Source organism: Paenibacillus marchantiophytorum, from assembly GCF_014640555.1.
Taxonomy (GTDB): Bacteria; Bacillota; Bacilli; order Paenibacillales; family NBRC-103111; genus Paenibacillus_E; species Paenibacillus_E marchantiophytorum.
This window is the reverse complement of record NZ_BMHE01000003.1, coordinates 1-25,516: the sequence shown is the minus strand read 5'-3', so window position 1 is coordinate 25,516 and position 25,516 is coordinate 1. Positions and strand designations below refer to the sequence as shown.

Here is a 25,516-nt window from a genome sequence, read left to right as displayed (position 1 = left end):
GTAACACATGCAAATGCTAGTTAACTTATTCTGCAAATTCTAGTTATTGCTAATATCGCATTTATTATAATAAATATACGTAAGAAGAAGAATATCCGATCTTGTAACGATTGACTTATCTTGCAATATTTTTTATGCTGACAAGTAGAAGGGGGACGTCATGGAAAGTTATGGATTTCGTTATGTGCATGTGGGTTATGCCCACCATCGAATGCCGCACCGCAACCAGTTGGAGCGTAGACAGGACGGTGTCCTGCTGCGGTTGCAGGTGAATGGTGTTTGCCGCGTTGATCTCAACGGAATTCCCTATCAGGTTCGGCCCGGCGATCTGGCTATCTCCAAATCTGGTGGTACCTATCATCTGATGATTGGCGAAGAGAACAGGCAGGGTGGACAGAGCCATGTCGATAGTACGGATTACTATTTGGTATGCGGGGGCGAATGGGTAGATCATTGGCTCGCCAGTCAGACATTACCCGATGTCGTTCCCATTGAGGTCAATGAGGAGTTGCTTAGCCTGTGGCGAAGGCTCATCTATGAAAAGCGGAATTTGCATGAGAACAACGCAGAAATCATTATTTGCTGTGCTAAGCTGCTCTGCTTGACACTTGAACGGTCCATTGCCAAATCATTGTCCGCCGACGGCCGCAAGGAACATTTCATTGCCTATAAGCTCAAGCAATATATTGAAAAGCATGCGACAGAACCGTTCACGCTGGATGAGCTAGCAGCTCGCAATGGCGTCAGTTCCTCAACCGCCTCCCATTTGTTCAAGCTGGCCTTTGGCTTGCCGCCTATCCGTTATGCTGTTGAGGTTCGTTTGGCAATTGCCTGCGACCGTATCCTGTACAGTGATATTCGGCTTGAGGACGCTGCTGAAGCTTCCGGTTTCCGCAGCTATCCTTACTTCTGCCGTGCCTTTCGCTCAAAATATGGCCATAGCCCTAGTGAATATCGGTCGCGATACCGGAACGTATAGTGCTTGTGGTAAAATAAGTCTGATGGCAGATTCTCGTATTTGTGGGAGCAGCAAGCGAGAGATTTAGGAAAGGCGGGCATATAACATGAAGATTATGTTACTACACGTTAATACAGAGGAAGACATCGCAGAAGTTGCTCGATTGGCGGCTGAAATATGGCGCGAATATTATGTATCCCTCATTACAATCGAGCAGATCGAATACATGATTGGTAAATTCCAAGCGGTTCCAGCGATTACGGATCAAATCTACCATCAAGGCTACGAATATTACTTAATCCATCACGATGGCTTCGCAATCGGATATATGTCATCCAGACAAGAGGAGGGGAAGCTCTTCCTGAGCAAGTTTTATATCGGCAAGAAGCACCGGGGGCGCAGCTATGCCAGCCAAGCGATGGCATTTCTGGAGCAGCTGCGTAAAGACCGCAATCTAAGCCATATTTGGCTGACGGTCAATCGTGATAATGAATCGAGTATTGCGATTTATGAGAGAAAAGGTTTCCGGACAGTACGGGAACAAATTGCAGATATCGGGAATGGGTTTGTGATGGATGATTTTATTATGGAAAAAGAGATGGAATTAGGAAACGGCAGTTTACTCGAATAAAAACCTGCGAATATGTTAAAAATAATTTTGGGTGAAATCACGAACTAATTGTGTATAAGGATGGAAGTAGAGGTATGAATAATAAAAAAATAAAAAGCACTAACAATTTTGATGAAGCCTCTATCATTCAGGGGTTTGACATTGAGCTTAGTGAAAAAAATGCGCAACGTATAGACAGATTAGTTGATGATTTCGAAAAAAGTATTTTAAATCGAGTGGATGAAGAGTATTCGGTAAATACAACATTTTCTGAACGTGTTGCAGATAGAATTGCCAAGTTCGGTGGAAGCTGGACTTTCATAGGTTACTTTGGCGCAGTACTGCTGGCTTGGACGGTATGGAATATGCTTCCTTTTATCAAGCCTTATCACTTTGACGAACCTCCATTTATTCTTCTAAACTTGTGCTTATCTTTTCTCGCAGCCTTTCAAGCACCAATCATTATGATGAGCCAAAATCGACAAAATGCCAGAGATAAACATGAGTCGGTTATCGATTTTGCCATTAATTATAAAGCAGAACAAGAAATTGATGATATTCAAAAGCACTTACATCGTATTGAAGAAAATAGTTTGCACAACCAAGAACAGTTTAACAACGAGTTGATGCAGATTAAACAGCTTCTTGCTTCCATTGAATCTAAACTTGAGCATAAGAAATTGGATGAATGAGGTACGGATAGCGGTAATTACTTGTAGTCGAAACCCCAAAAAAGGCTGATTCGTTTCATCAACGAACAGCCTTTTTGGGTATTGTGAAAGTATACGTTTTTAGTTGGAAGGGTTTAAACTGCTCGCATGTGAAGGGTGCCACGATCTTAAGGTGGTGCCCTATTGGTGTAAGGGACGTTTCTGCACGAGGTGTTCATGCGCAGAAACGGAAGATTGACTCCAGTCTCCAGGCTTGGGTTGTAAGACACCCCATTTTCCGATGGAGTGGTTCGATGAGATGAGATGAGATGAGAACAAGGTAGCTGTGAGCGCACTTATTTGTTCGAGTTGCTGCTGCTTTGGAGGTATAAACAAACTATTTGGCAGAATGAAATCCTTTAGCTTTGCAATCGCGCGGAGATAAGGGAACGTCAAGTCACGAAACTAGCAAAATGTGTCAGGATAGGGATCCAGAGGGAACTACAGTGCACTATAATTCTGAAAACCGCGATATTCCACGCCAGAGGGAACTACGGTCCGCTATTTCGCCATTTCTCGCTCATAATCAGCAGGTTCCGCTTAATTAGCGGATCTCAGTTCCCTTTCATGCTACGTTTACCCCAGTTCCCGCCATATAGCGGATCATAGTTCCGTTTCACCGACGCTCTCTGTCACTGCAAAGCCCAAAGGGAACTAGGACCCTCTTTATTGTTGAAAACCGTTATAAAGACACTCATCTCTCAGGGCAGCAAAGCCGCTTTTCTTAATGCAGCGGCTTAATTTCCCGGCGCGATCACTTCCCAATCTCGCTGCATAAGGATGCGTTCCCCAGCCTTGAATTGGATGGAGAGGTGATTTATCCCCGGTTTCAACTTAACGTCAAGTCCAATATCCGATAAGCCGAATTGATAACCCAATTTGTAGAGGTGCTGTATTTGAGCCAGTTGAATAGGGGACTGGTTGTCAACAGTTTCACGGTTGTTGACAATGATTTGCAATTGCGGTTTAATCGCCTTTTCATCCTTGTACAAGTCCTCATAAAGCAGCCCCGTGAGATGAAGCTTTGCTGCGACGTCTGCCTTCTCCGGCAGGTCAATGTCGGAAATCTCATACTCCGTGGTGCTGAGCGTCACATTTCTATCTCCATAGGAAACCTTGTCATTGTAGGCTGTTGTCACGCCGAACAAAATCCTAAGGTGGGTTAAGCTTAGAAGAGGAGCCCCTTGTTTCGAATCCGAATCCGTAGCCGGCGCTTCCGTGAGTTTCACGACATTAGCCAGCTTGCCGTTCCAGAATGTCTTGGCAGCAGACTCGCCAGCTTTAAGTTGTACCGCATAGCCGTCCGCGTTCTTAAAGGTCCACCAGCCCGCGGAGTCAGGCCCAGATAGCTCATAGTGATATAGGCTGGCCAAAAATGCTGAACGAAAAGCCGGTTCACCCTTCTGCATACCGCCAATCGTATCAAGACCATACGTAAATACACCGGATTCGTTCTGATAAAATACCCCTTGATAGGAGGTTTTCGAACGCATTTGGATGTCATTCTCATGGTCTTTCAGTACAACACGATCTTGATATGGATTCATTTGAATCCAACCTTGGCCCACAAAGGAGTTAATTTTGAACCAGCGTGTGCCGTCAGGTGCGGTCCAAGCAGCGAGAGGGGAGATCGTTTGAGCCCCGATTTGACCATTATCCAGCGGTATTCTTGTATTCGGGAATCGGTAGATCGCTGTGCTGTACGCCTTGAGCTCGATGGTAGACGTATCGTCCATGGTGTCTTCGGGTTCGGCATAACTCTGGCTGAACCAGCCTTCGGCTTGATCGTTTTTGACATGATACCAGTTCTCAGGGTTCCATAGCGCATCCAAATTGGTAGTGGTCTCTATTACGTTCAGATCACCTGAAGGAAGCGTTGCTGTAATCTTCGCGTTCGCATCTGGATACGCGAATAAAGAACTTTGATGCTTTCGTTTGAGGGTTTGCTTTTCGGGCACAATCCGCATGCCTGGTCCGAACGCCCATTTCAAGCCTTGTTTCGTTTCAAATTGATAGGCGCTTCCAAGTTGAGAATGGAATTGGGCTGTTTGATGAACGAAAAGTGACGTCAGGTACCCCTCAAATTGATACGAAATGTAATCCATTTGCGGTTTGCTATTGTAATAAGTACTCGCATAGAAAACTTGCTGATCCAGCGGCTGCAAATTCCCGATCTCATCCAAATGCAAATGAATCCACTGATCCCCTAGCCACGTTGTGTGGATTTTGATCCACCGCTTCGGATTATAATTCCCTTCAGCTTGGCGAAACCAGGTCTTCTCCGCATCGACGACAGTGACTTCCTGCGGCGACAGCGCCGCGGTTGGAGCTCCGGCTTCCGATGGCCGTGCGTATAGCGGCGTTTCGGACATTAAGCGCAGGGTCTGAGGAGGAGCGACTTCAATTTGCCATGGCGCGGTTTTGATCCAACGGTCGCCGATGTCCGTATGTATTTTCCACCAATTGCCGCCTGACGCCCAATGGACCTCGGCTTCAATGACTTCAACCGACTGCGGCGCGAAGGTGCCTTCTGGCTGATTGCGCAGCGTATTCGGGATGACATAGTAGGGCATGTTTTCAATAAATGTGAGCTGCTTCGGAATAAAAATGCCGTCTGCCGGCTCTGTTGGCGTATCGGCATATTCATAGGCGATTCCTGTTGCTGTTAACAGACCGAGCTGCATGCTGACTCCGAACAGTACGAGGAATGAAACTTTTTTCCACATAAGGCCATCTCCTTCATTCCTATATTTTCAATGTCTAGTATATTCTACTAGGAAAAAGATCAGAAGTTGTGCTCATGAATCAGTGACATTCACCTATTTCCTGAATGGTTTAATGTAAGATAGGGAGAATTCATTTAGGAGTGAGCATATGAATAAGATCATCAATCTTTGGAAACCTGCATCCACGAGTAAGCTTAAAATTAACAAACCCATCGGCGATTTACCCCGCGGCCCGTTTAATTTATTCGCTCGTTTCATCAGTCCGAATCCAATTACATCTTTCAACCCCGTTCAACGTTTCCCTAACACGGATTAGTTCACGAATATGTTTGGGTAGGTAACCAACAGTACTCGATTTATATCGATAAAAGCGTCCATTGCTCACGGCTCATTCATATCGATGGATGCCGTAATTTCCGAAGGCATAAGAATTGCACCCAATCGATTCGTTCCGTCTGGCGCGCATATAGTTCCTGCGGTGTAGCGTACGAGCAAGGACGTTTATTGAAAAAATGATACCAAGTAGTAGAGAAATTCCTTTTGGGGAACCCATGGGGATGAGCTGTTTTTAAGATAGTTGGTATTATTTTGCGATATCTTGAATAAACAAAACATTTGTAGGTTTTTGTTTATATACGCCCTTCCAAAAGAACTCTAAAATAGGTGCAGCGGAGAGTTGAGCAACATAGATCTCCTGATTCAGTTTAACAACGGAGGTCATAGGAATGAAAAGGAAAGAACCAACCGATTACGAGCTTCTAAGAGAAAAATTTAGGACGCCTCCGATGGAACATCGCTCCGTACCGTTCTGGTCATGGAACGGTTTGCTGGAGCAGAACGAATTGGACGCACAGATTGAAGGATTCAAGAAACAGGGAATGGGCGGCTTTATGATCCACGTAAGGGAAGGTCTGGAAACGCCGTACTTAGGTGATGAATTTATAGAACGTATCAAAGAAACAGTTGCCAAAGCGAAGAAGGAAGGCGTTTCTGCGTGGTTATATGATGAAGACCGCTATTCTTCAGGAATGGGGGGAGGCAGGGTCCCCCGGTTAGGCGGCGACGCTGTGCGGGCTAAAGCATTATCATTAACGATTTGCCGCAATTATGAAGAGGACGATACGATCCAGGCCGTCTATCAGGCGAGTATTCTCGGTAACGAGTTGTATAGCTGCAAACGTATACACGATTGGAGAAATCCGAATCATTTGCAAGCGGGAGAAGAAGTTTACTTGGTTATGCGCCGTCATATCGCATCGCCGAATGAGTGGTGTCACGGTGATACCTATCCAGACAACATGAATCCCCAGTCGGCTAACTTATTTATTGAGACGACATATGAATGCTATAAGGAAGCTGTGGGAGAGGAGTTTGGGCGCACGGTTCCAGGGATTTTTACGGATGAACCATCGATTCGAGGATTTCAGGAGCAGCTTCATGAGCCGGAGTTGACTTGGATATCTTGGTCCGATCTCTTACCCCAAACTTTCTTAGATAGGAACGGTTATGAGATTTGGGATACACTCCCTTACTTTTTTTTCCTGGGCCCGTTCTCCTCGAAGATTCGCCATGATTACTGGAAGACCGTCACGGAAATGTTCTGTGATGCCTACACGAAGCAGATCGGCAACTGGTGTGGAGTAAATGGTATCTCTTTTGCTGGGCATTTCTGTGAGGAAGGAGATATCGTCGGCGCAGTCCGACACTGCGGAGCTGTCATGCCTCATTATCGGTATATGGATATCCCCGGAATCGATACGTTGTGCGAGCAAACGGATGAAAGCCTGACGATTAAGCAGGTGTCCAGCGTAGCGAATCAATATGGAAAGAAAAAGGTCATTACGGAAACATATGGTGTCACAGGATGGGGCCTGACGTTCGAAAGCCGCAAATGGATTGGGGACTGGCAGTTTGCGCTTGGCGTTAACTTTGTGACCCATCATCTTGCCATGTATTCTCTTCGTGGATGCCGCAAGCGCGATTATCCGCCTTCCTTCAATTATCATGTGAACTGGTGGGAGCATAATCGTGTCATGGAAGATTATTTCGCACGGCTTGGGGGAGTGCTTAGTGAAGGCACCGTGGTCAGGGATATATTGGTGATTCACCCGGCGACCTCGGTTTGGACGAAACTAGGCCAGGATGTTTGCTCAACCGAATGGCTCAATCAAGCCGGAAATATGGAAGAGCTGAAGGAATACAACAGAGCATTCAACGATCTCATCCAACAACTCCTTGGCGAACACTATGATTTTGATCTGGGAGACGAATTGATTCTGGAGGAGATAGGTCGCGTACATCAAGACACGCTACTTGTAGGACAAGCAAGTTACCAGGTTGTCGTACTGCCTGGACTCCATAACTTGCTCAGAACGACGTACGAACTGCTGATCACTTATCTGGATGCGGGAGGAAGCGTACTATCTTGCGGAGAAGTGCCATTGTGCATAGATGGAGAACAAACGCACGAATTGCAATCCTTGCTGGGTCACCCACGATTTCATCGGCTTCACACCCAACATGAGCTTTTGAAAGAACTTGCATTTTATGCAGGCCGTACGATTCGTTTAATAGACCACAACGGACAAGAGGCCGACCAACTAATGTGCATGCGTCGAGAGCTGTCGGACTGCACGGTTTTATTTGTCGTCAATAATGACCGAGAATCCGGATGTGAGGTAGAAGTTCGAATCAAAGGTAGTGGACGGATAGAAGAATGGAACCCGCTTACAGGTGAAAGTTGGGAGAAGCTTGTCCATTCTCACAATGGGGATATCATTTTCCAAGAGCATTTCGGTCAAGCAGATTCCAAATTGTATATCTTATCCCATTCTGAAGAGACAACGTTGCCCGCAGAACGGAAATGGGGTAATTCACAGCCATTGACCAGCCTAGGGCCAGTTACCCGGTTCACGAAAGCAGCTCCTAACGCCGTTGTCCTTGATTCCTGCCAATACCGGATCAAAGATGAACCATGGTCTGAGATGATGAGTGTTTGGCAGGCTCAACAACTCGTTCGCGAGAAGCTGCAGATGAGACAAGTTTTTGCCAATGGCAATCTTCAGAGACATTTTTGGATCCACGATTCTCATGTGAATAATGGCACGCCAATGACGATAAGGTTCGTTTTCCACGTGAAGGACATCCCGCTAACCGATACGTTTATTGTTTTCGAGCAAGCGCATCGCTTTCAATTTCGATGCAATGGACAACTCATTTCAGATCATCCAGACGAATGGTATTTGGATCGCAGCATGTCAAAGCTTAAGCTTCCATTACTGCTTCAAGGAGAGAATAGCCTCGAGATCAGTTGTGAATATACACATGACATGGAGATCGAGGATGCATTTCTAATCGGCGACTTCGCTCTTGACAACAATTGGAGTCTGGTTAAGGAACCAACGAGTCTGCAATTTGGAGACTGGTGCTTGCAAGGTTACCCGCACTATTGCGGAAGTATGGTCTACCACTTCGAGCTTGATGTGAAGCTTGAGGAAGGCAATCGAATCGTGTTGGAACTTGGTCCTTATGAGGCAGTCACATTATCTATGACTATAAATGGACAGCATAAGCTGCCAATCCCATGGCGTCCTGCGAGGGGAGTAGAACTGACGGGCTCACTCATAAATGGTGTCAACTCCCTTGATATCGAGGTTGTTGGCAGTCCGCGAAATTTACTTGGTCCTTTGCATGAGGCCGGGCCAGATCCAAATTGGGTTGATTGGTGGTCTTTTCGTCCTACAGGACAGGCGTATTCGCCCGAATATGTCCTTCGTCCATATGGTTTGATGGGGCAAATTCATATTTACCAGATCGCCCCCAAAGCAAATACTTAGAGGAACTGAGCCCGCGTTAGCGCGGGTTTTCATATTTTTAAGCCGAGCGAAAAACCGCCTTTACATGCCAGTACTTCCTCTGATTAAATGGTAGTATCAAGAAAGGCGGAGCTGCATGAGAAAACTTCATCCATTCTTTTATATCAAGAATAGATCCACCTCTTTGTTTCTTCGACTTCTCTCAGGCTTTCTGTGCATTACTTTGCTTTTGAGTACCCTTACGTTGTATTCTTTCACTGTTTCCAAACAAAATGTCCGAAAGGAAATCGTTAAGTATAATACCCTTATGCTGCATAATACGATGGAGAGCTACGAGAAGCATTTTGACATGATCAAAAGGCAAATGCTGCTTTATTTCATCAGTGAGAAAGTGCAAAAGTTTCACTCGAATCCGAAATACATTGATTTTCCCGGCATCCAACAGGATATAAATTCATGGGTCTCCAATAATCAGTTGTTTATCAACAATATTGTTCTATACTCGAAGCGCAATGAGATGATCTTGGAAAAGGGAACGAGCACAAAAGTAGATACGATGTTCCAGGTTTTCTATGAGAACGACGCGTATTTGCCTGATTTCTGGCGCGGGCAGTTTAACCAGGTTTATAACATTCGCATTTTTCCTTCCGCCATTTTTCATAACCAGATGTATCGGGATCAGACAGGGGACGAAGAGCTGATTCCCGTCATTATCAAAACGGCAGGTAATAGCGATTTCATGATGATCGTATTCCTTGATGCGAGCAAGATGTATGAAGCTTTTCATCGTACGATCAACGAAGATTTTATGATTCATAACGGACAGGGGCTAGCCCTCTTCCGAAGTAAGGGTCAGGATCCGCCCATTGATTTAGAAGAGCTGGGCAAGCACAGTACCACAGAGTACCAGAGGGAAGCTGCCTATTATTTTCAGTCTACGGGAGCAGAAAGCGGTTTCACATATGTCCAGCGTGTCCCGATTGAAAGAATCGCCTCCCAAACCCGTTTAAACATTACCTTAATCATCGCCATTGCGATCTCAATCGCGGCAAGTATCGTCATTTCCTGGTTGTTCGCTGCTGGCATTAACAATCCGCTTCAGAAGGTCATCGCAACGATTCGAGGGGAGAATGACGGAAGCGTCTTCCGTTCCTCCATTCGAGAATTTAATATTATCCGCCATCAATTACAGGACAAGAACAAGATGCATAAGCAGTTATCCTTTCTCCACCAGCTAAGAGCGATACAAGGCCAGGACGCAGCCCCCATCGCATTTGTAAACAAGCCATTTATGGTCGTTTTGTTCCACGCGATGATCAGAGGAGAGGGAGAGAAGGAGCAATCTTCTTTTCAAACTTGGCTTAGCTACATGAATGTGTATATGGAAAATAGACTTAGTAAGGCATTTCCAGGTTCCTTAACTTTTCAAGTCGAGCATAATCAGATCCTTAGTCTTGTTTTTTCGGACAGGAGGGAGGAATTAGCGAGTCAACTTGCCCGAATGGAAGCTTTATTCGAGCAGGATAGAGCATTCGGCACGATTACGATGGGGGTTTCCTCCGTGCATCGTCACTCCGAAGAGATTGCTGTTGCTTACCGAGAAGTTCAGATTTTGATTCAGGAACGCAGAATGATTGACACAACACAGATCATAATGGAACGAAGGGAACAGGCAGATTTGATCGCCTTCGCATCGGATCAATGGAAGGAGTTCCAGGTTAACCTGCGCGAAGGAAATGAGTTGCAGTTGACGAAATTAGTGGAACGAACGTTCATCAGATGGCTAGGGAAGGAACCGACTGCTGCCACGATGGTTGAATTCGGAGGAAGCTTGGTTGGCAAAATAAAAAGCGAGGCGTCCCCGCTGGATATTTCTCTAGGCCGGCTGCAGTCCATCTTCCAACATGCCGAAAGCCAACTGCAGGCTTGCATTACGATGAAAGAACTGGAGCAGTTGCTTCTCAATTGGGTTACGCAGGCTGCGGAGGCATTCCGCGAGAAGAAACAGCTTCGGGATCCAATCACATCGTTCGTTGTCGATTATGTAACCGACCATCTTGAGGAAGAGATCTATCTGGACCTCCTTGCGGAACGTCTGAATTTAAGTGGAAGTTATTTGTCCTACTACTTCAAAGAGAAGACGGGGATGAATATTGTAGACTTTATTAACGAAAAAAGAATTATGCAGGCAACTACACTGCTCGCCGACAACAAATTGAAAATCCACGACGTTGCAGCAGCTGTAGGGTACCGGAATATTACGTCATTTAATCGTATGTTTAAGAAGTATGTCGGGCTTACACCTAGCGAATTTCGCAAGAAACCCGAATTTGATTCCTAACCGTAAGCTCCGCAGTGCGGAGCTTTTCCTTTTACAACGCAAGTTGTGCACTTTTTTGGCTTTTTGAAATTTTCTTTGGATATACCAAAAAAGTAGAAGAATGAATGGCTTTCGTTCATTTACGGATCGTTCATTGGTTTCTATGATAAGGATTGAAAGGAGTTATTTAATGATACAAGTATCAACGAGAAGTTATTTGGTTTCGATGATCGTTTTGGCATCCGCAGTGTTTGCAGGCTGCAGCAGCTCCACCGATCATTCAGCAGAACCTAATCGTACAGGAACGGTGAGTCCGACCAACAATGCCGTATCGAGCTCAGCAGCTTTGGCTCCCGCGACGATTCGTGTGTTTACCGAGTACAATACCGCTTGGCCTCCGAAAAAGGATTGGGGTGTATGGAAGTGGGTGAAAGAAGAGACGAACATTACGGTCAATCAGAAAACGGCGACCTCACCAGAGTCGCTCTCGCTGGAAGTCGCCTCCGGCAGCATGCCGGATGTCATGTCCGTGTTCCCAGGTGATGTTCAGAAATTCGGCGCACAGGGAGCTTTCCTCGATTTGTCCAAGTATATGGACAAAATGGCCAACGTGAAAGCTTATCTGGATGCTAAGCCGGATATTCGTGCCAGAGTTACACAGCCCGATGGAAAGATTTACAACATCATTAACGATGGAGCGGGTACAGGCAACCAGTTAGTCTGGTTCTATCGCGACGATGTTTTCCAAAAAAACAACTTGAAAGCGCCGTCGACCTGGGATGAGCTGTATCTTACAGCGAAGAAGTTGAAAGAGCTTTATCCGGAAAGTTATCCTCTAGTATTCCGCCATGGCATTAATACTCTGTTTGCATTTGCTCCTACGTTCGGGGTGTATCCGGAATTCCATAAAGATCCGGTTACTGGCAAGATGAAATACGGTGTGAACGATCCTAATTTCAAGAAGATGATCGGGTATCTGAATAAGTTCTATACAGAGGGGTTGTTCCCTCCCGATTGGCTCTCCATGGATTATAAAGCTTGGTCCCAATTCATGGCGACGAACAAATCGTTTATCACCGTGCAATACATTGGTCAAATTGAAATCATGAACAATCAGATGAAGGAAGGACATTTGAAATTTATGGCGCCTCCGCTAGGAGCAGGCAGCAAAGCGTTTCTGCCAAGAGGCAATTATGAAGATTACGGCTTTGCTGTTGCCTCCAAGACGACAAACCTGGATGCATCGCTGCGTTACCTGAATTTCATCTATTCGCAGAAAGGCCGCGATGTGCTCAGTTGGGGGAAAGAAGGAGAGACGTACACCGTCGAGAACGGCAAGCGCAAATTTAAACCGATCTTTAAGGAAGCGAATGATTTGCGCAAAGAAGCTGGCATTCAGACAGCAGGAACGTACGGTTGGTTTGACTTTGACGCTTGGCTCTCCCTTGTAAAAGATAGCGAACAAGAGGCTTATGTTGAAGCGCAGAAATACCAATTCCCAGTCAACAACATGTTACCTATTTTGACGAAAGAAGAGATCGACTCCATCGTGACGCAAGCTGATCAACTCAATAAATACTACACGACTTCCGTTAGCAAGTTCATCATGGGCGAAACGCCGTTGGCACAGTGGGATACATTCATCTCCTCCTTGAATCAGTATGGACTTCCTAAGCTGCTAGAAACGTACCAAACCGCTCTAGAACGTCAGAAAGCGGGCAAATAATGCTTTGCAGGAAGTTTTTTACTTTAGTGTAGGGGTAATGCCGATATCATGAGAAAGGGGAATGAATAATGCGTTTAAGAATAAAAAGATTCATAGCATTCTGGCTTTCCTTGCTGTTGCTAGGGGGACTATATCCTGCTTCGCTGCCACAGTACGCCAGTGCTGAAAGTACTGCACTGCAGTGGCCGGTATTCGCCAATGGCGAGCATATGCCTTATCGGCCGGAGGATTCGCTCGTCACCTCGCAAAGTCCGCCCGATTTCAGCTGGCCGCCCGCACCAGGGGCGGAATCGTACCAGCTTCAAGTATCGCGAACGTCGGATTTTGCGGTAGTTTCACACGAAGTGAGCGCTTTGGCGACCAATTTCTACAACTTTGCTGATGCGTTCGCAGCGGGTTCTTGGTATTGGAGGGTACGCTATTTCCAAAGCGGAACGGCTTCGGAATGGACGACAATTCGGCGGTTTCGAATCGAGGAGAACGCTATACCTTTTCCTGTACCCACTGTAGATACAATGATCAGCAAGGTGCCAGCAGCCCATCCACGCATATGGACGACACCCGACACGCTTCCGCAGTTCCGCAGCTACGCGTTGACGAGCGGTAAAACGTTCTATGATGCCAAATATGCGCAAGCTGTCAGCAATTTGAACGCATCAATACCTGCGGAGCCAACCACCCAGGGGAAATCATATACCGATGATGTTTTGAACAATTTAATGACTGCTGCTTTTGTTTACCTGATTTCAGGCGAGGAACGATTCGGACAAAGTGCAAAGGCGCAGCTGCTCAACGTGGCTAGTTGGAATACGAATGGCACAACGAGTTACGTGAAAGTTGACCAGGTGCACCGCGCAATCACTTATCAATCAGCAATGGCCTATGACTGGGTGTATAGTTTGCTCAGTCCAAGCGATAAAACGAAGATTCAGACGATGATTGTAAGCCGTATGACTGCCATGTATGATGATCTTCTCGTCCAACATCCGATTACGAAGAATCCGTATGATTCACATGGCTGGACCGCCTTAGGGTTCATGGGGATTGTCTCCATTGCTCTCCTGCGTGATATCCCAAATGCGGAGCCGTGGTTTAAAGCAATTGTTCCGACCTATATCAATTTGATGCCCAACTGGGGCGGTGAAGATGGAGGCTGGTCGCAAGGAACCGGGTATTGGCAATGGTCAAATTTGACGAACAAAGAATTTATGGACGTTCTGCTAAGCGCTACAGGCATGAATCTATATGAGAAAGCGTTTTCACGTAATGAAGGATTGTTCCCCCTATATGCATTTCCGCATGGATCGCCCAAAGGGATCATCGGCGATGGGACACATGACGCTCCGGGAGCGCCAAACGTTACCACTTTTCAAAGACTGGCTCAAATGTTTCAAGACCCGCGGATGCAATGGGGCGCGCAGGCAGTAGGCTCGCCTTCGTTAGATCAATTGAGCAAGTATTTCTACGGTGACAACAGCGTAGAGGCTCGCCCTCCGGTCGATTTGCCAACATCCAAATGGTTTAAAGACATTGGCCTGGTGGCCATGCATTCCGATCTTCTGAACCCGGAACGCATTTCCATGTATTTCAAATCAAGTCCGTATGGGAGCTATATCCATAGCCAAGCGGATCAGAACAGCTTTGTCATCAATGCGTACGGCGAATCGCTTGCGGCGAAGACCGGCTATTACGATGACTTTAACAGCGCCCATCGTACGAATTATACGGCTCAGACATTATCAAGCAATGCGATCACGATTGACGGGAAAAAGGGGCAGCCCATCAACAATATCGATGCAGATGGAAACATTCTCGGTTTTGTAACGCATCCTGATTTCGATGCGACCAGCGGCGATGCCACAGCAGCCTATCAGGGAAGTCTGACAAAGGCCGTCCGGCATATGATTTACGTGAAGCCGTCCATGTTCGTTGTGGTAGATCAACTGAAGTCTGCGAATCCAGCCGGTTCTGAATTCGAATGGAGACTGCATGCCGAGGACCAGCTAATACTAGATGCGGATCAGGCTGGTGCGACCATTCTCAAAGGAAAGGCGGGGCTCAAGACGCGAATCCAGTATCCTGCGAACATGCGAGCGACGCTGGAAGATAAATTCATAAGCATGGATGGGCAAGAGGTACCGCCGAAAGGCGATTATGCCAATATACCGAGTCAGAAACATGCTGCATTCATTACGCCCAAGTCTAACAATTCGACGATCGTTGCAACCATGGGGGTCTACGAGTCAGGAACAGCAGCACCGAATGTCGTCTCGGAAAACCTTGGGAATTATATGAAGTTGAGTTTTGAAGATGGGAGTACGGTGTACGTCAGGCTAACGGAAAGCGGAGAAGTCGATGCCGGAGCGATTCGCTTCGACGGCGCAGCAGCTTCAGTCCGTGGTGATTCTGTCATGCTCGTATCGGGGACGAGGCTTGTGAAGGACGGCGTCACACTGCTGACCAGCGATAAGCCGGCAACCATCGCATACGGCAAGCAGGAATTGTCTATTTCAGGAACGGAAGAAACGAACGTGACGATCCGTACGAATGGTATTGTTCGAGTGAGAGATGCGCAGGGGACGGATATTCCGAATACGGGAAGTGCGAGCGAATCTATGGGACTCCGTGGAGTGTTTTGGCAAGCTTCGTCCACGGCGCTTACGTTGCGTGTCGAGAAGGGCTCGCAGTCGTTTAAATTGAATAACGCCCCGAGTTCGGAACCATTAGGCAACGTTACGCTTCAAACTAACGTCAACGGCTCGAATCAATCCGTCGTGCTGCATGCGCAGAGCGATCTGGAAGGTAATAGCGTAGCTTGGGGCAAATTGGTTAATTCCGAAGGGCTTTATGAGGTCGTTGAGGCACCGACTGGCTTTCTATTCGAACACAGCGGAAGTCAGAAAACCCTCTATTTGGAACAGGATGCGTCTATTATTTTACATGGAGCTGCAGATCATCCGCTAACGCTTCACAAATTGGGGTCAAATATTCCAATCGACACGCAGGTTCGAGCTGATTATGACAATGTGAGAAATTTGCTTAGCGTCCAACAGGAAGCAGAAAGGTTCGATTCTTCAAGAGGAGGGACGTTCACCCGGTATGCGACGCGGGAATTCTTGTCTAATAAAATTGGAGTCGGCAACTGGATTACAAAAGGGCAATGGCTTAGCTATTCTCTTGATGTACCGAAACGAGGCAACTATGACCTGGTTCTAAAGTATGTGTCCGGACCAGCCGCTGGAACGGCAAGGTACTTGCAAATCGGAAACAACATTCCCGTCTATTTCCAAGTTCCTCCTACGCTGGATTTCGGGCAAGTCGAGGCAAATTGGCGATCGCTGCGGGTCAAAACGGGTACAATGCTAGAGCCCGGACCCGTTAGATTGACCATGTGGAACTCGAACGGTCTGATGAATTTGGATTGGATCGGCCTTATGGAAGTGAAGGATGACGAAGTTCCTCCGACGATCCCTGCCAACCTTCGTCTGGTAACGACCACGGATACGACGGCGACGATTCGTTGGGATGCCTCCAGCGATAATGCGGGCATTAAGGAATACCGAATTTATGTGAACGATGTACTTCAAGCGACCGTTCCAGGGAACGTGACGGAGGCGATCGTTCCTGGGCTCACTTCTGGAATCGGCTACCGGATTAAGATGAGAGCAATCGATACGAGCGATAACCCGTCGTTTGACAGCTTGCCACTCGATATCGTGACGGCAGATTCCGTTGCACCCGACTGGAGTGGTGATGCTGCCTTGCGTACGACGCTTATTTTCGCCGAGACGGCAAGGCTGTCTTGGAGTGAGGCGACTGATAACTCCGGTCAACCAGTTGCTTACAACCTTTATCTTATCAACGGATCCGCCGTAGACAAGATTGCGACTGTCAGCGGGACAACATATGATGTGCAAGGATTGCAGCCTAGCAGTATGTATCGGTTCAAGGTGGAGGCTGTTGACTTGCGAGGCAATCAATCCATGGACGGACCATCCGTCTTCGTGAAGACTCTGGCTCCAGGCTTAAGTGGAGGATTTTATGAATCATTTACGAATATGCCTATGGGAGCGCTTGCTTCCGGAAACGGCTGGATAGTCGATACGAATCACGGAACGTCAGTGAGCGTAACATCGTCGACTTACGCATCCGATAAGACGGTCAGTCTCAAGGATACGTATTATGACCTAGCGGATGAATACCGAAGAGCTCCCGTCTTGGCAAGGAACATTCCAGCTATGAGCGGAAGAGTTGTCTTCGAAACAAAATACAAGTTCAACCCGATCAGCAATCCATATGGCAATTATGAAATTGAGCTTCACAAGAGCGGAGCGATCGCGGCTCGTCTGTCAGGCTTTTCGGGAGGAGCCTTTGGTTATTGGGTCCTGATAAATGGCGCTTTGAAAACGATGTCGATACCGTCCAATACAGGAGGTTTCAAAATTCCTGTCGGCGATTGGATCAAATTAAAGGTCGTTGTTGACACGAATACGAAAGCCTATGATTTTGAGTTCGCCACAGCTAGTCTGAAGAACTACACCGGTATTATAGATTCTCCTGGCACATTAGACAAGACGAACGGTATTTATCGAATATTCGGTGTGCCCTTCTATAACGGGAACACGACGATCAATGCTATAGATACTTTCAATTTTAGCCCGACCCGGTACACGGGGGAATATACATTGGATGATCTGGCACTCTACAAGGAAACCGTCCTGCCTGAGGCTGCGCTTACAGCGCCTGACCGTGCAGGAATAGCTGAATTAGTTCCTATTGATTTCAGTTTGCGTAATGTAACAAATATTGCCTCTGAGAAAGTCGCTTTTCACTACAATACTCAATTATTTGACTTTGTCGGCGTGAACAGCACTCAAACCGGTATTACGGTTACGAATACGGTGTACGATCAAGCTAACGGAACGGTTACCGTCAATGTCAGCAACAGCGGCTATGGAAGCGGAACGATCAGCGGTAATCAAAAGCTGCTCCGATTGATGCTTCGTGCCAAATCGGCAACAGGCATCGGCAGCGTTGAGGTCACCTCGGCACAAATAACCAATTCGACCGGGACGGTGACAGATATCAACGGTTTGCCGGGTAGAACGATCAGTGTGCATACCGTCACGGATGTGTATTAACCATGATAGACTCAAAATGAGTGCAGAACCTAGCCGCAGGCTAGGTTCTCTTTTTTGCTCAAAGGCAGGCGTAAAATAATAATAGCCATAAACGGCTCTGCCGCCTTCTCAGAGATTGGTCAGGAGAGTTTAACCTTGACTCTTATAAATGGTGTGGGTATTATTACCATAACATTGATGGATTGGGGAGAAGTGAATGGGTTAACGCTGTTCGCGCTTCCCAACCTGCGATATATAACGCGTAGAACCAAGGGTCTAGCACGTTTTTTGTTTCTATAAACCAAAGATTTCTTTGGAGTCTAACACGATAACGAAGAGAGGTATTTTTTGATAAAAATCTTACATGGACGTACGTGCACACCCATGAATCAATGTGCGGACCATACTTTTATAAGAATGTTTAGGAAGAGAGAATCGCATGCGGAAAAATTGTAAATTGATTTTGGTTGAAGGGTTGTGCGGCACAGGCAAATCAACTTTAGCAGAACGATTGCATGGCCACCTGACACAGCAAGGCATTTCCTCCCGTTTCTATGACGAGGGATCAAAGGGGCATCCAACGAGTTTGAATTGGCACGCTTTCTTCCGCGAAGAGGAATATAAGGAACTTCTGATACGGTATCCAGATGCCGCTAATGAAATCCGTTCAAGGGCCATAAAAAATGGCAGCAATTATCTGATTCCTTATCGTGAAGTCAAGGAATTTCACGAGTTGGATGCACTCTATTCCGAGCTGAAGTCTCGTGAGCTATGTTGGACGGATTCGCCCGTAGCCGCGTTGTCAGAGTTTACATTTTCGATTCAGCGGCATTGGGCACGTTTCGCTGAGCTTGCCGGCGCCTCGGAGGAATTATATGTGCTCGAAGCTGTGTTTTTCCAACATCAGATCCATGATTTGTTGGGTCATTATCAAGCTGTTGATCGCCAAATCGAGCAGCATATTCAGGAAATCGCCAATCAGATTGCTGCTTTGCATCCTGTGGTGATTTATTTAACTCAGCCGAGTGTGCGGGAGCAGCAGGTTTGGATTTCTTCCATCCGTTCAAAACCCCACGTCGCAACGGAACAAAATATTAGGTTTATGGAAAACCGCAAGCGGATCGAATTGAGACTGCTGGATAGGCTGCCATTTCCAACCTATACAATTGAAAATGAAAACCTTGACTGGGAAGAAGTTTTTAGTAATATTGTAGGGACCATTGGTCGATACATAAAGTAGGCGCGTTGCGTCATAACAAACGCAATTGAAACAGGTTACGTTAGTGGTTACTCGGACGCAACGTTCAAACCGGATGTATGCGTAACGGAAGAAGAGATAAGTTGATTACTATGGTATCAAGGAGGGATAAGATGAAGATAGTTGTCGCAACTGATTCAGACTTTGATTACATATTTCAACATGATCATCATATTTTAGAGAACTTGATATTACCCAAAATTATGTATAAACAAATATATATACTAAGGAACCAAGATGGAAGTAATATTGGATGGATGAGGTACGGATATTTCTGGGATAATACGCCTTTCATGAATATGATTTGGATCGAAGAACAATATCGAGGCAAGGGTGTAGGCAAGCAAGCTGTCTTATTATGGGAAGATGAAATGAAACAAAAAGGCTTTAAGATAGTAATGACGTCTACCCAGGCTAATGAAGAAGCACAGCACTTCTACAGAAAGTTAAGCTATCGGGATGCTGGATGTTTATTACTCGAAAATGAACCGATGGAAATCATTCTGACTAAAAAATTAATTTAAATGAGGAACGATTGCTACATAATATTTTGTAGTATCAAGGCAATCAATAAAGCAGCGGCTATATGCTAGCAGGGGTATAGAAAGCAACCAATTCAGGACGGTTGTTGGTGAAGCAGGCAATTACTTGCTGGCGCTGCTGAAGTCGCTTCCTAAAATGTAAAAAGAGATACAACGGTAGTCGGTTCATCACATGAGAAGCCATCTATCGTGAAGACGAAGCAAGAATCACAGGTGGCATGCGATTATGTTGTGGTTTCTTCTCATTTTCCGTTTAATGACCTTCAAGGTTTATACTTCTCAAGTCTTGTGTGTTGGTTGCCCGAACCGAGTAAGCATATCCAGGTGGACACTTAAGAATGGAATGAAGCAGAACGAACTTGGGACTGTCCTTGCCATGGATCGAGATATTCATTCCAAGGGGATGTGATTGAGGGACCAGCAAAGAAGGCGCTTGATAAGATACAATGGCCTTGATTTTTTTGTGAACGGGAGCACTTTTGCCACGGCAGCTAGGGGAGCTTCGCGATCACTCTATATATTCAAAAAAGAACCTGGATAGTTTTATCCGGTTCTTAATATTGCATATAAACAGACACAATGATATAATCAGATCACGACTAGATTAACCTTCATGGACATAAATCATCCATCCTACGATTTAAATATACCATGTCGGTAAGCTCTTGTCAAATGATTTTCTCAATTTAATCGTTAGGAGAGATACGGAATGAATTCTTTGGTTCTTGGTTTTCAGGAAATAGAAAAAACGCAGCTTATGCTCGTTGGCGGAAAAGGATTGAATTTAGGGGAATTATCAAAAATTGAAGGCATACAAGTACCAGAAGGATTTTGTGTTACAACACGGGGATATCCTAAAGCTATCGAACAAAACGAAACGTATCAGGATTTGTTGGATCGATTAACCGTGCTAAAAGCAGAAGATCGAAATCAAATTGGTGAAATCAGCAGGAAGATTCGAGAAATCATTATGGAAGTAGAAATTCCTTCCGATGTTGTGAAAGCAGTTACTCACTATCTCTCCCAGCTTGGTGATCAACAACCTTATGCAGTACGCTCTAGTGCGACTGCTGAAGATTTACCGCATGCCTCTTTTGCTGGTCAACAAGATAGCTATTTGAATATCATCGGCATAGAAGCAATCTTGCAGCATATCAGCCAATGTTGGGCTTCCCTGTTTACGGACCGCGCGGTAATCTACCGTATGCAAAATGGATTCGACCACAGCCAAGTTTATTTATCCGTTATCGTTCAAAGAATGGTTTTCCCAGAGGCTTCGGGGATTTTATTTACCGCTGATCCCATTACTTGCAATCGTAAGTCGCTATCCATTGATGCCAGTTTCGGACTTGGAGAAGCGCTGGTCTCTGGCTTGGTATCTGCTGATAGTTATCAAGTGCAGGAAGGGGAAATCGTCAATAAACGGATAGCTACCAAAAAATTGGCTATCTATGGACGACAAGAAGGCGGAACAGAGACAAAACAGGTCGAGCTTGATCAGCAAAAGACTCAAACACTTACTGAACAACAAATTCTTGAACTGGCAGGCATTGGAAGACAGATCGAAGCTTATTTTGGTTGCCCGCAAGATATCGAGTGGTGTTTGTTTGATGATACATTTTATATTGTTCAGAGCCGGCCAATCACGACTGTATACCCGATCCCTGAGGTGAATGATCAAGAAAATCACGTCTATGTATCTGTTGGTCATCAACAAATGATGACCGATCCCATAAAACCACTGGGATTGTCTTTTTACCTGTTACTAACTCCTGCGCCCATGCGTAAAGCCGGCGGAAGGTTGTTTGTGGATGTTTCTCTTATGCTGGCTTCACCTTCTGGCAGGGAAACTTTAATAAATGTCCTGGGAAAAAACGATCCGCTCATAAAAGATGCATTGACGACCGTCATCGAGCGGGGGAATTTTATAAAATCGCTACCGGATGATAAGAAAGAACCGAGTTACGGTAAAAGCAATCAAGGTCCGGCGCCTGCGAATTATCAAACATTAAACGATTACGATCCGACAGTCGTTTCTGATTTGATTAAACGAAGTGAATCATCGATCGAAGAGTTAAAACATAAGATCCAAACGAAATCAGGAACGGATCTATTTGATTTTATTCTGGAAGATATCAAGGAATTAAGGGAGAGGAAGAACATATCTGATCCACAAAGTTTTGGTGTGATTATGACTGCTATGAATGCTTCATCATGGATCAATGAAAAAATGATGGAGTGGTTGGGTGAAAAAAACGCAGCAGATAAGCTGTCTCAATCTGTACCAAACAATATCACTTCGGAAATGGGTCTGGTTCTAATGGATGTCGCAGATGTGATACGTCCTTATCCTGAAGTCATTAATTATTTGCAACATGTAAAAGATGATCACTTCTTGGATGAACTGGTTAAATTGGATGGCGGTCAGGAAACCCAGGACGCGATCTGTGCTTATCTTAACAAATACGGAATGCGGTGCGCCGGAGAAATCGATATTACCAGAACCCGTTGGAGCGAAAAACCAATTACACTTGTCCCCATGATTCTAGGGAACATCAAAAACTTTGAGCCTAATGCTGGAAAGCGGAAATTTGAGCAAGGGCGACAGGAAGCTTTGAAAAAAGAACAAGAGTTATTAGATCGACTGAAGCAATTACCGAATGGCGAACAAAAAGCCAAAGAGACAAAACGAATGATCGACCTAGTCCGGAATCTCATTGGATATCGAGAATATCCAAAATATGGATATATTAATCGCTTCTTCGTTTATAAGAAGGCTTTACTGAAAGAAGCAGAACAACTCGTACAAGCGGGTGTTGTTCGTGAAAAAGAAGATATCTATTACCTCACTTTTGAAGAGCTTCACGAAGCAGTACGCACCAATAAATTGGATTACAAGATCATCGGCAAACGAAAAGACGAGTACAAGTTATATGAGAAACTAACTCCGCCACGTGTTATCACGTCTGATGGCGAAATCATTGCAGGCAAGTACAAACGAGAAAATCTCCCAGCTGAAGCTATTGTAGGTCTGCCTGTTTCTTCCGGAGTGATCGAGGGGCGAGCACGTGTCATCTTAAACATGGAAGATGCTGATCTAGAAGATGGAGACATACTAGTCACCTCCTTTACTGACCCTAGCTGGACACCATTGTTTGTATCCATTAAAGGACTAGTCACCGAAGTTGGAGGACTGATGACCCATGGAGCAGTTATCGCTCGTGAATATGGCTTGCCAGCAGTTGTTGGAGTGGAAAATGCTACCAAACTGATAAAAGATGGGCAACGGATCCGCGTTCATGGAACAGAAGGGTATATTGAAATATTGTAATCGCTGAAGGGGTTCTTCCCAAAAGGATTATTTAAGCAAATAGTAAATTGAAAAAGCAGCCGATCAAGGCTGCTTTTTCCTTTTCAAGTAAACTTACCATGGAATCGAAAATCGGTGACGCGTACTTTTCCAATTCAATGTACCCGTCAATAGGAGTGCAGCGAAATAGAGAAGCAAGGAACTGACGATTGAAGTGACTACACACCACAACTGCGACATACCGCGGCTGGCAACATAGTCATAGGTCCAGTGACCGCATATCACCATCAGCATCATGCAGATCACAACCTTGGCATAAGGGCGAATATTCCAATAGAATCCAATCGAGCTTGAGATGGAAAAGAAGTTCAGCAGCGTTTGTATCACAATGCCGATACCGATGCCGTACGCAACGCCAATAATACCAAATTGGCTGCCGAACACGAAGATCGAGACACCCTTGAAAACGGTAGCTATTACATAATTCCACAACGTAGTCTTCGCACGCCCGAGCCCGAGTAAAATCGCATGAAGCGGAGCGTCGAAATAATGCAGGAAAAACATCGGCGCCAGGATTTTCAGAAGCAATCCTGCTTCCGGTGCATGATAGACAAGTATCATTAGTGGAGTTGCCCACTCATACAGGATAACGGTCGCTGGCGCGCCGATCAAGAGTCCCAAGATCATAGCTTGATTCATCCGCTCATGTATGAGCAGACTATTCTTGTTCGCCGCTGCCTCGCCAATTGCAGGAATGAGAGCGGTGGACAATGACTGCGTGATAAAGCTAGGCATGAACAGCAACGGAAACGCATAGCCGGCTAGCTGGCCGAATTGCTTCGTTGCTAACGCTGTGCCTATGCCGGCCAGTGCTAAGCTGGTTGTAATAAGTAGCGGTTGAAAAGTGCTATATAACGAATGAATGACACCGTGCACGGTCGTCGGCAGTCCAATCTGCAGTAGCTCGCCAAGTGTGCTTCTTCCTTGTTTCAAGTGGCTTGCCCAAGTTTCGCCGGGCAGCTTCGACTCACCGTATAGCTTGTAGCTTATCACAAGGAATAGGAGGCTGATTGCTTCGCTGACAACAGAGGCAGTCATTGCTCCGGCAGCTGCGTATGCAACGCCATATGGCAGCAATAGGTGGACCAGTGCAAGTACACAGGCGATTTGTACCGTATGCTCCAACACATCGGAAGCGGCAATAGTCTTCATCTGCTGCATGCCGCGGAAATATCCCTTTAATACGGCGGAGACAGCGACGATAGGCGCGATAGGCGTAATCGCCAGCATCGCGTAGTAAGCGCGTTGGTCGCTTAGAAGAATGGATGCAATCCACTCAGATCCAAGTAACGTTACGGTCGTGAGCGCTACGCTCAAGACACCTGTAACAGCAAGTGAGACGTGCAGGATGCGCCTGACTTTCATTCGTTCGCCGCGAGCGTGGGCCTCTGCAACCAACTTTGAAATTGCCACCGGCAATCCAAGCTCCGTAATCGTAATGACGAGCGGGACGAGCGGATGCGCCATCATCAAGATACCGATTCCCTCTGCGCCCAGTACGCGAGCGATATACATACCGCTGATAAAACCGAGAATACGGTTGATGAAAGCAGCGACAGACAAGACCAGCGTACCTCTCATGAACGATTGCCCGTGTTGTGACATGTCATGTGTCCTCCTGTTTATCGAATACTTAAATGTATTCAATAATTGGGAAAGCATGCGAACGAGCTGCTCGTGATGTCATTTGGGGACGAATAGGTGAAGGAAATTGAAGCTCTTTTACAGAATTAAGCAATTACAACTTTCACACAAAGCGGTGATCTATCTGAATAGGAATAATCCGAACAAAATACATATAATAGGCTCAGTCGGAAGCGGAAAAACTACACTTGCTAGAAATTTATCCCGAAAGATCAACGTTCCTTATTATGAATTAGACAATGTGGTTTGGAAAAGGCATAAATCTGAAGATATTAGAAGATCTGACGAAGAAAGAGATGAGTACTTAAATACTATTATTCGTACTGATCGATGGATTATAGAAGGTGCTCATAACCATGAATGGGTTTTCAAAAGCTTCCAGAATGCTGATTTAATCATTTTCTTGGATACCCCGTATGCAATAAGAATAATTAGGATTACAAAAAGATTTATTTTGCAAAAACTAGGGATCGAAAAAGCGAACTATAAACCAACATTCACTATTTTCAAGAAAATGTTTGAATGGAATGCTGGATTCGAAAAAAAACTACGACAGTATAATTAACTAACCGTTCAATAAATCCCATTTTCGCTCTAAATCATTGAGGTAACCTTCGGTATTGCGATTAAATTTCTTGCGTAATATAACGCTGGTTAAACGCTGATTCCACAGTGCTTTTCGGGATTTGTAGCGACTAAAGGAAACCGATCGAAGTC

General features: G+C 45.7%; 14 protein-coding genes and 3 pseudogenes. 15 read left to right on the top strand and 2 right to left on the bottom strand.

What is annotated here, in order from left to right; translation table 11 throughout:
- Positions 1 to 160: 160 nt before the first annotated feature.
- From IEY34_RS04110 to IEY34_RS37230, 4 genes and pseudogenes are all read left to right on the top strand, one after another.
- Positions 161 to 979 carry an AraC family transcriptional regulator gene (locus IEY34_RS04110; RefSeq protein WP_189008031.1) on the top strand — a complete coding sequence of 273 codons (819 nt, stop codon included), beginning with the start codon at positions 161 to 163 and terminating at the stop codon, positions 977 to 979.
- Between the two features lie 85 nt (positions 980 to 1,064).
- On the top strand, positions 1,065 to 1,589 hold the full coding sequence (locus IEY34_RS04105) for a GNAT family N-acetyltransferase (protein ID WP_189008028.1): 525 nt from the start codon (positions 1,065 to 1,067) through the stop codon (positions 1,587 to 1,589).
- Positions 1,590 to 1,663: 74 nt separating this feature from the next.
- Positions 1,664 to 2,260, top strand: coding sequence for a DUF1003 domain-containing protein (locus IEY34_RS04100; RefSeq protein ID WP_189008025.1), 597 nt, complete (start codon positions 1,664 to 1,666; stop codon positions 2,258 to 2,260).
- Positions 2,261 to 2,369: 109 nt separating this feature from the next.
- Positions 2,370 to 2,474 (top strand): annotated as a pseudogene (locus tag IEY34_RS37230) (transposase zinc-binding domain-containing protein); the annotation flags it as partial.
- A gap of 541 nt (positions 2,475 to 3,015) precedes the next feature.
- Here the strand turns inward: IEY34_RS37230 and IEY34_RS04090 are convergent.
- A complete protein-coding gene (locus IEY34_RS04090) occupies positions 3,016 to 5,004 on the bottom strand; it encodes an SH3 domain-containing protein (protein ID WP_189008022.1) in 1,989 nt (662 codons plus the stop codon).
- A gap of 148 nt (positions 5,005 to 5,152) precedes the next feature.
- Here IEY34_RS04090 and IEY34_RS04085 point away from each other — a divergent pair, with 148 nt between their 5' ends.
- The 10 genes and pseudogenes from IEY34_RS04085 (at position 5,153) to ppsA (ending at position 23,116) form a co-directional block, all read left to right on the top strand.
- Positions 5,153 to 5,320, top strand: a complete 168-nt coding sequence (locus IEY34_RS04085; RefSeq protein WP_189008019.1) for a hypothetical protein — start codon at positions 5,153 to 5,155, stop codon at positions 5,318 to 5,320.
- A gap of 409 nt (positions 5,321 to 5,729) precedes the next feature.
- Positions 5,730 to 8,840, top strand: a complete 3,111-nt coding sequence (locus IEY34_RS04080; RefSeq protein ID WP_189008016.1) for a glycosyl hydrolase — start codon at positions 5,730 to 5,732, stop codon at positions 8,838 to 8,840.
- Positions 8,841 to 8,955: 115 nt separating this feature from the next.
- A complete protein-coding gene (locus IEY34_RS04075; protein WP_189008013.1) occupies positions 8,956 to 11,160 on the top strand; it encodes a helix-turn-helix domain-containing protein in 2,205 nt (734 codons plus the stop codon).
- Positions 11,161 to 11,329: 169 nt separating this feature from the next.
- Entirely contained in the window at positions 11,330 to 12,865 is a 1,536-nt protein-coding gene (locus IEY34_RS04070; RefSeq protein ID WP_189008010.1) for an extracellular solute-binding protein, read from the top strand.
- Between the two features lie 68 nt (positions 12,866 to 12,933).
- Positions 12,934 to 18,006 carry a DUF4962 domain-containing protein gene (locus IEY34_RS04065; protein ID WP_189008007.1) on the top strand — a complete coding sequence of 1,691 codons (5,073 nt, stop codon included), beginning with the start codon at positions 12,934 to 12,936 and terminating at the stop codon, positions 18,004 to 18,006.
- Positions 18,007 to 18,335: 329 nt separating this feature from the next.
- Positions 18,336 to 18,410, top strand: a pseudogene (locus IEY34_RS04060) (DUF4275 family protein); the annotation flags it as partial.
- Positions 18,411 to 18,424: 14 nt separating this feature from the next.
- Positions 18,425 to 19,225, top strand: a complete 801-nt coding sequence (locus tag IEY34_RS04055) for a P-loop NTPase family protein (protein ID WP_189008005.1) — start codon at positions 18,425 to 18,427, stop codon at positions 19,223 to 19,225.
- A gap of 131 nt (positions 19,226 to 19,356) precedes the next feature.
- Positions 19,357 to 19,767: a GNAT family N-acetyltransferase gene (locus IEY34_RS04045; protein ID WP_189008003.1), complete on the top strand. Its 411-nt coding sequence runs from the start codon at positions 19,357 to 19,359 to the stop codon at positions 19,765 to 19,767.
- 354 nt (positions 19,768 to 20,121) lie between these two features.
- Positions 20,122 to 20,241, top strand: a pseudogene (locus IEY34_RS04040) (Rieske 2Fe-2S domain-containing protein); the annotation flags it as partial.
- A gap of 253 nt (positions 20,242 to 20,494) precedes the next feature.
- Positions 20,495 to 23,116, top strand: a complete 2,622-nt coding sequence (ppsA, locus tag IEY34_RS04035; RefSeq protein WP_189008001.1) for a phosphoenolpyruvate synthase — start codon at positions 20,495 to 20,497, stop codon at positions 23,114 to 23,116.
- A gap of 93 nt (positions 23,117 to 23,209) precedes the next feature.
- Here the strand turns inward: ppsA and spoVB are convergent, their stop codons facing one another.
- A complete protein-coding gene (gene spoVB, locus IEY34_RS04030) occupies positions 23,210 to 24,760 on the bottom strand; it encodes a stage V sporulation protein B (RefSeq protein WP_189007999.1) in 1,551 nt (516 codons plus the stop codon).
- 106 nt (positions 24,761 to 24,866) lie between these two features.
- Here spoVB and IEY34_RS04025 point away from each other — a divergent pair, with 106 nt between their 5' ends.
- Complete coding sequence (locus IEY34_RS04025; protein WP_373291146.1) at positions 24,867 to 25,364, top strand: AAA family ATPase; 498 nt, start codon at positions 24,867 to 24,869, stop codon at positions 25,362 to 25,364.
- The last annotated feature ends 152 nt before the right edge of the window (positions 25,365 to 25,516 follow it).

What these genes read in the sequence shown, in the direction of transcription:
- spoVB (WP_189007999.1), bottom strand. Translation starts at nt 24,760, where the DNA reads ATGTCACAACACGGGCAATCGTTCATGAGAGGTACGCTGGTCTTGTCT.
- IEY34_RS04045 (WP_189008003.1), top strand. Translation starts at nt 19,357, where the DNA reads ATGAAGATAGTTGTCGCAACTGATTCAGACTTTGATTACATATTTCAA.
- IEY34_RS04100 (WP_189008025.1), top strand. Translation starts at nt 1,664, where the DNA reads ATGAATAATAAAAAAATAAAAAGCACTAACAATTTTGATGAAGCCTCT.
- IEY34_RS04080 (WP_189008016.1), top strand. Translation starts at nt 5,730, where the DNA reads ATGAAAAGGAAAGAACCAACCGATTACGAGCTTCTAAGAGAAAAATTT.
- IEY34_RS04075 (WP_189008013.1), top strand. Translation starts at nt 8,956, where the DNA reads ATGAGAAAACTTCATCCATTCTTTTATATCAAGAATAGATCCACCTCT.
- IEY34_RS04110 (WP_189008031.1), top strand. Translation starts at nt 161, where the DNA reads ATGGAAAGTTATGGATTTCGTTATGTGCATGTGGGTTATGCCCACCAT.
- IEY34_RS04055 (WP_189008005.1), top strand. Translation starts at nt 18,425, where the DNA reads ATGCGGAAAAATTGTAAATTGATTTTGGTTGAAGGGTTGTGCGGCACA.
- IEY34_RS04065 (WP_189008007.1), top strand. Translation starts at nt 12,934, where the DNA reads ATGCGTTTAAGAATAAAAAGATTCATAGCATTCTGGCTTTCCTTGCTG.
- IEY34_RS04090 (WP_189008022.1), bottom strand. Translation starts at nt 5,004, where the DNA reads ATGTGGAAAAAAGTTTCATTCCTCGTACTGTTCGGAGTCAGCATGCAG.
- IEY34_RS04105 (WP_189008028.1), top strand. Translation starts at nt 1,065, where the DNA reads ATGAAGATTATGTTACTACACGTTAATACAGAGGAAGACATCGCAGAA.
- IEY34_RS04085 (WP_189008019.1), top strand. Translation starts at nt 5,153, where the DNA reads ATGAATAAGATCATCAATCTTTGGAAACCTGCATCCACGAGTAAGCTT.
- IEY34_RS04070 (WP_189008010.1), top strand. Translation starts at nt 11,330, where the DNA reads ATGATACAAGTATCAACGAGAAGTTATTTGGTTTCGATGATCGTTTTG.
- ppsA (WP_189008001.1), top strand. Translation starts at nt 20,495, where the DNA reads ATGAATTCTTTGGTTCTTGGTTTTCAGGAAATAGAAAAAACGCAGCTT.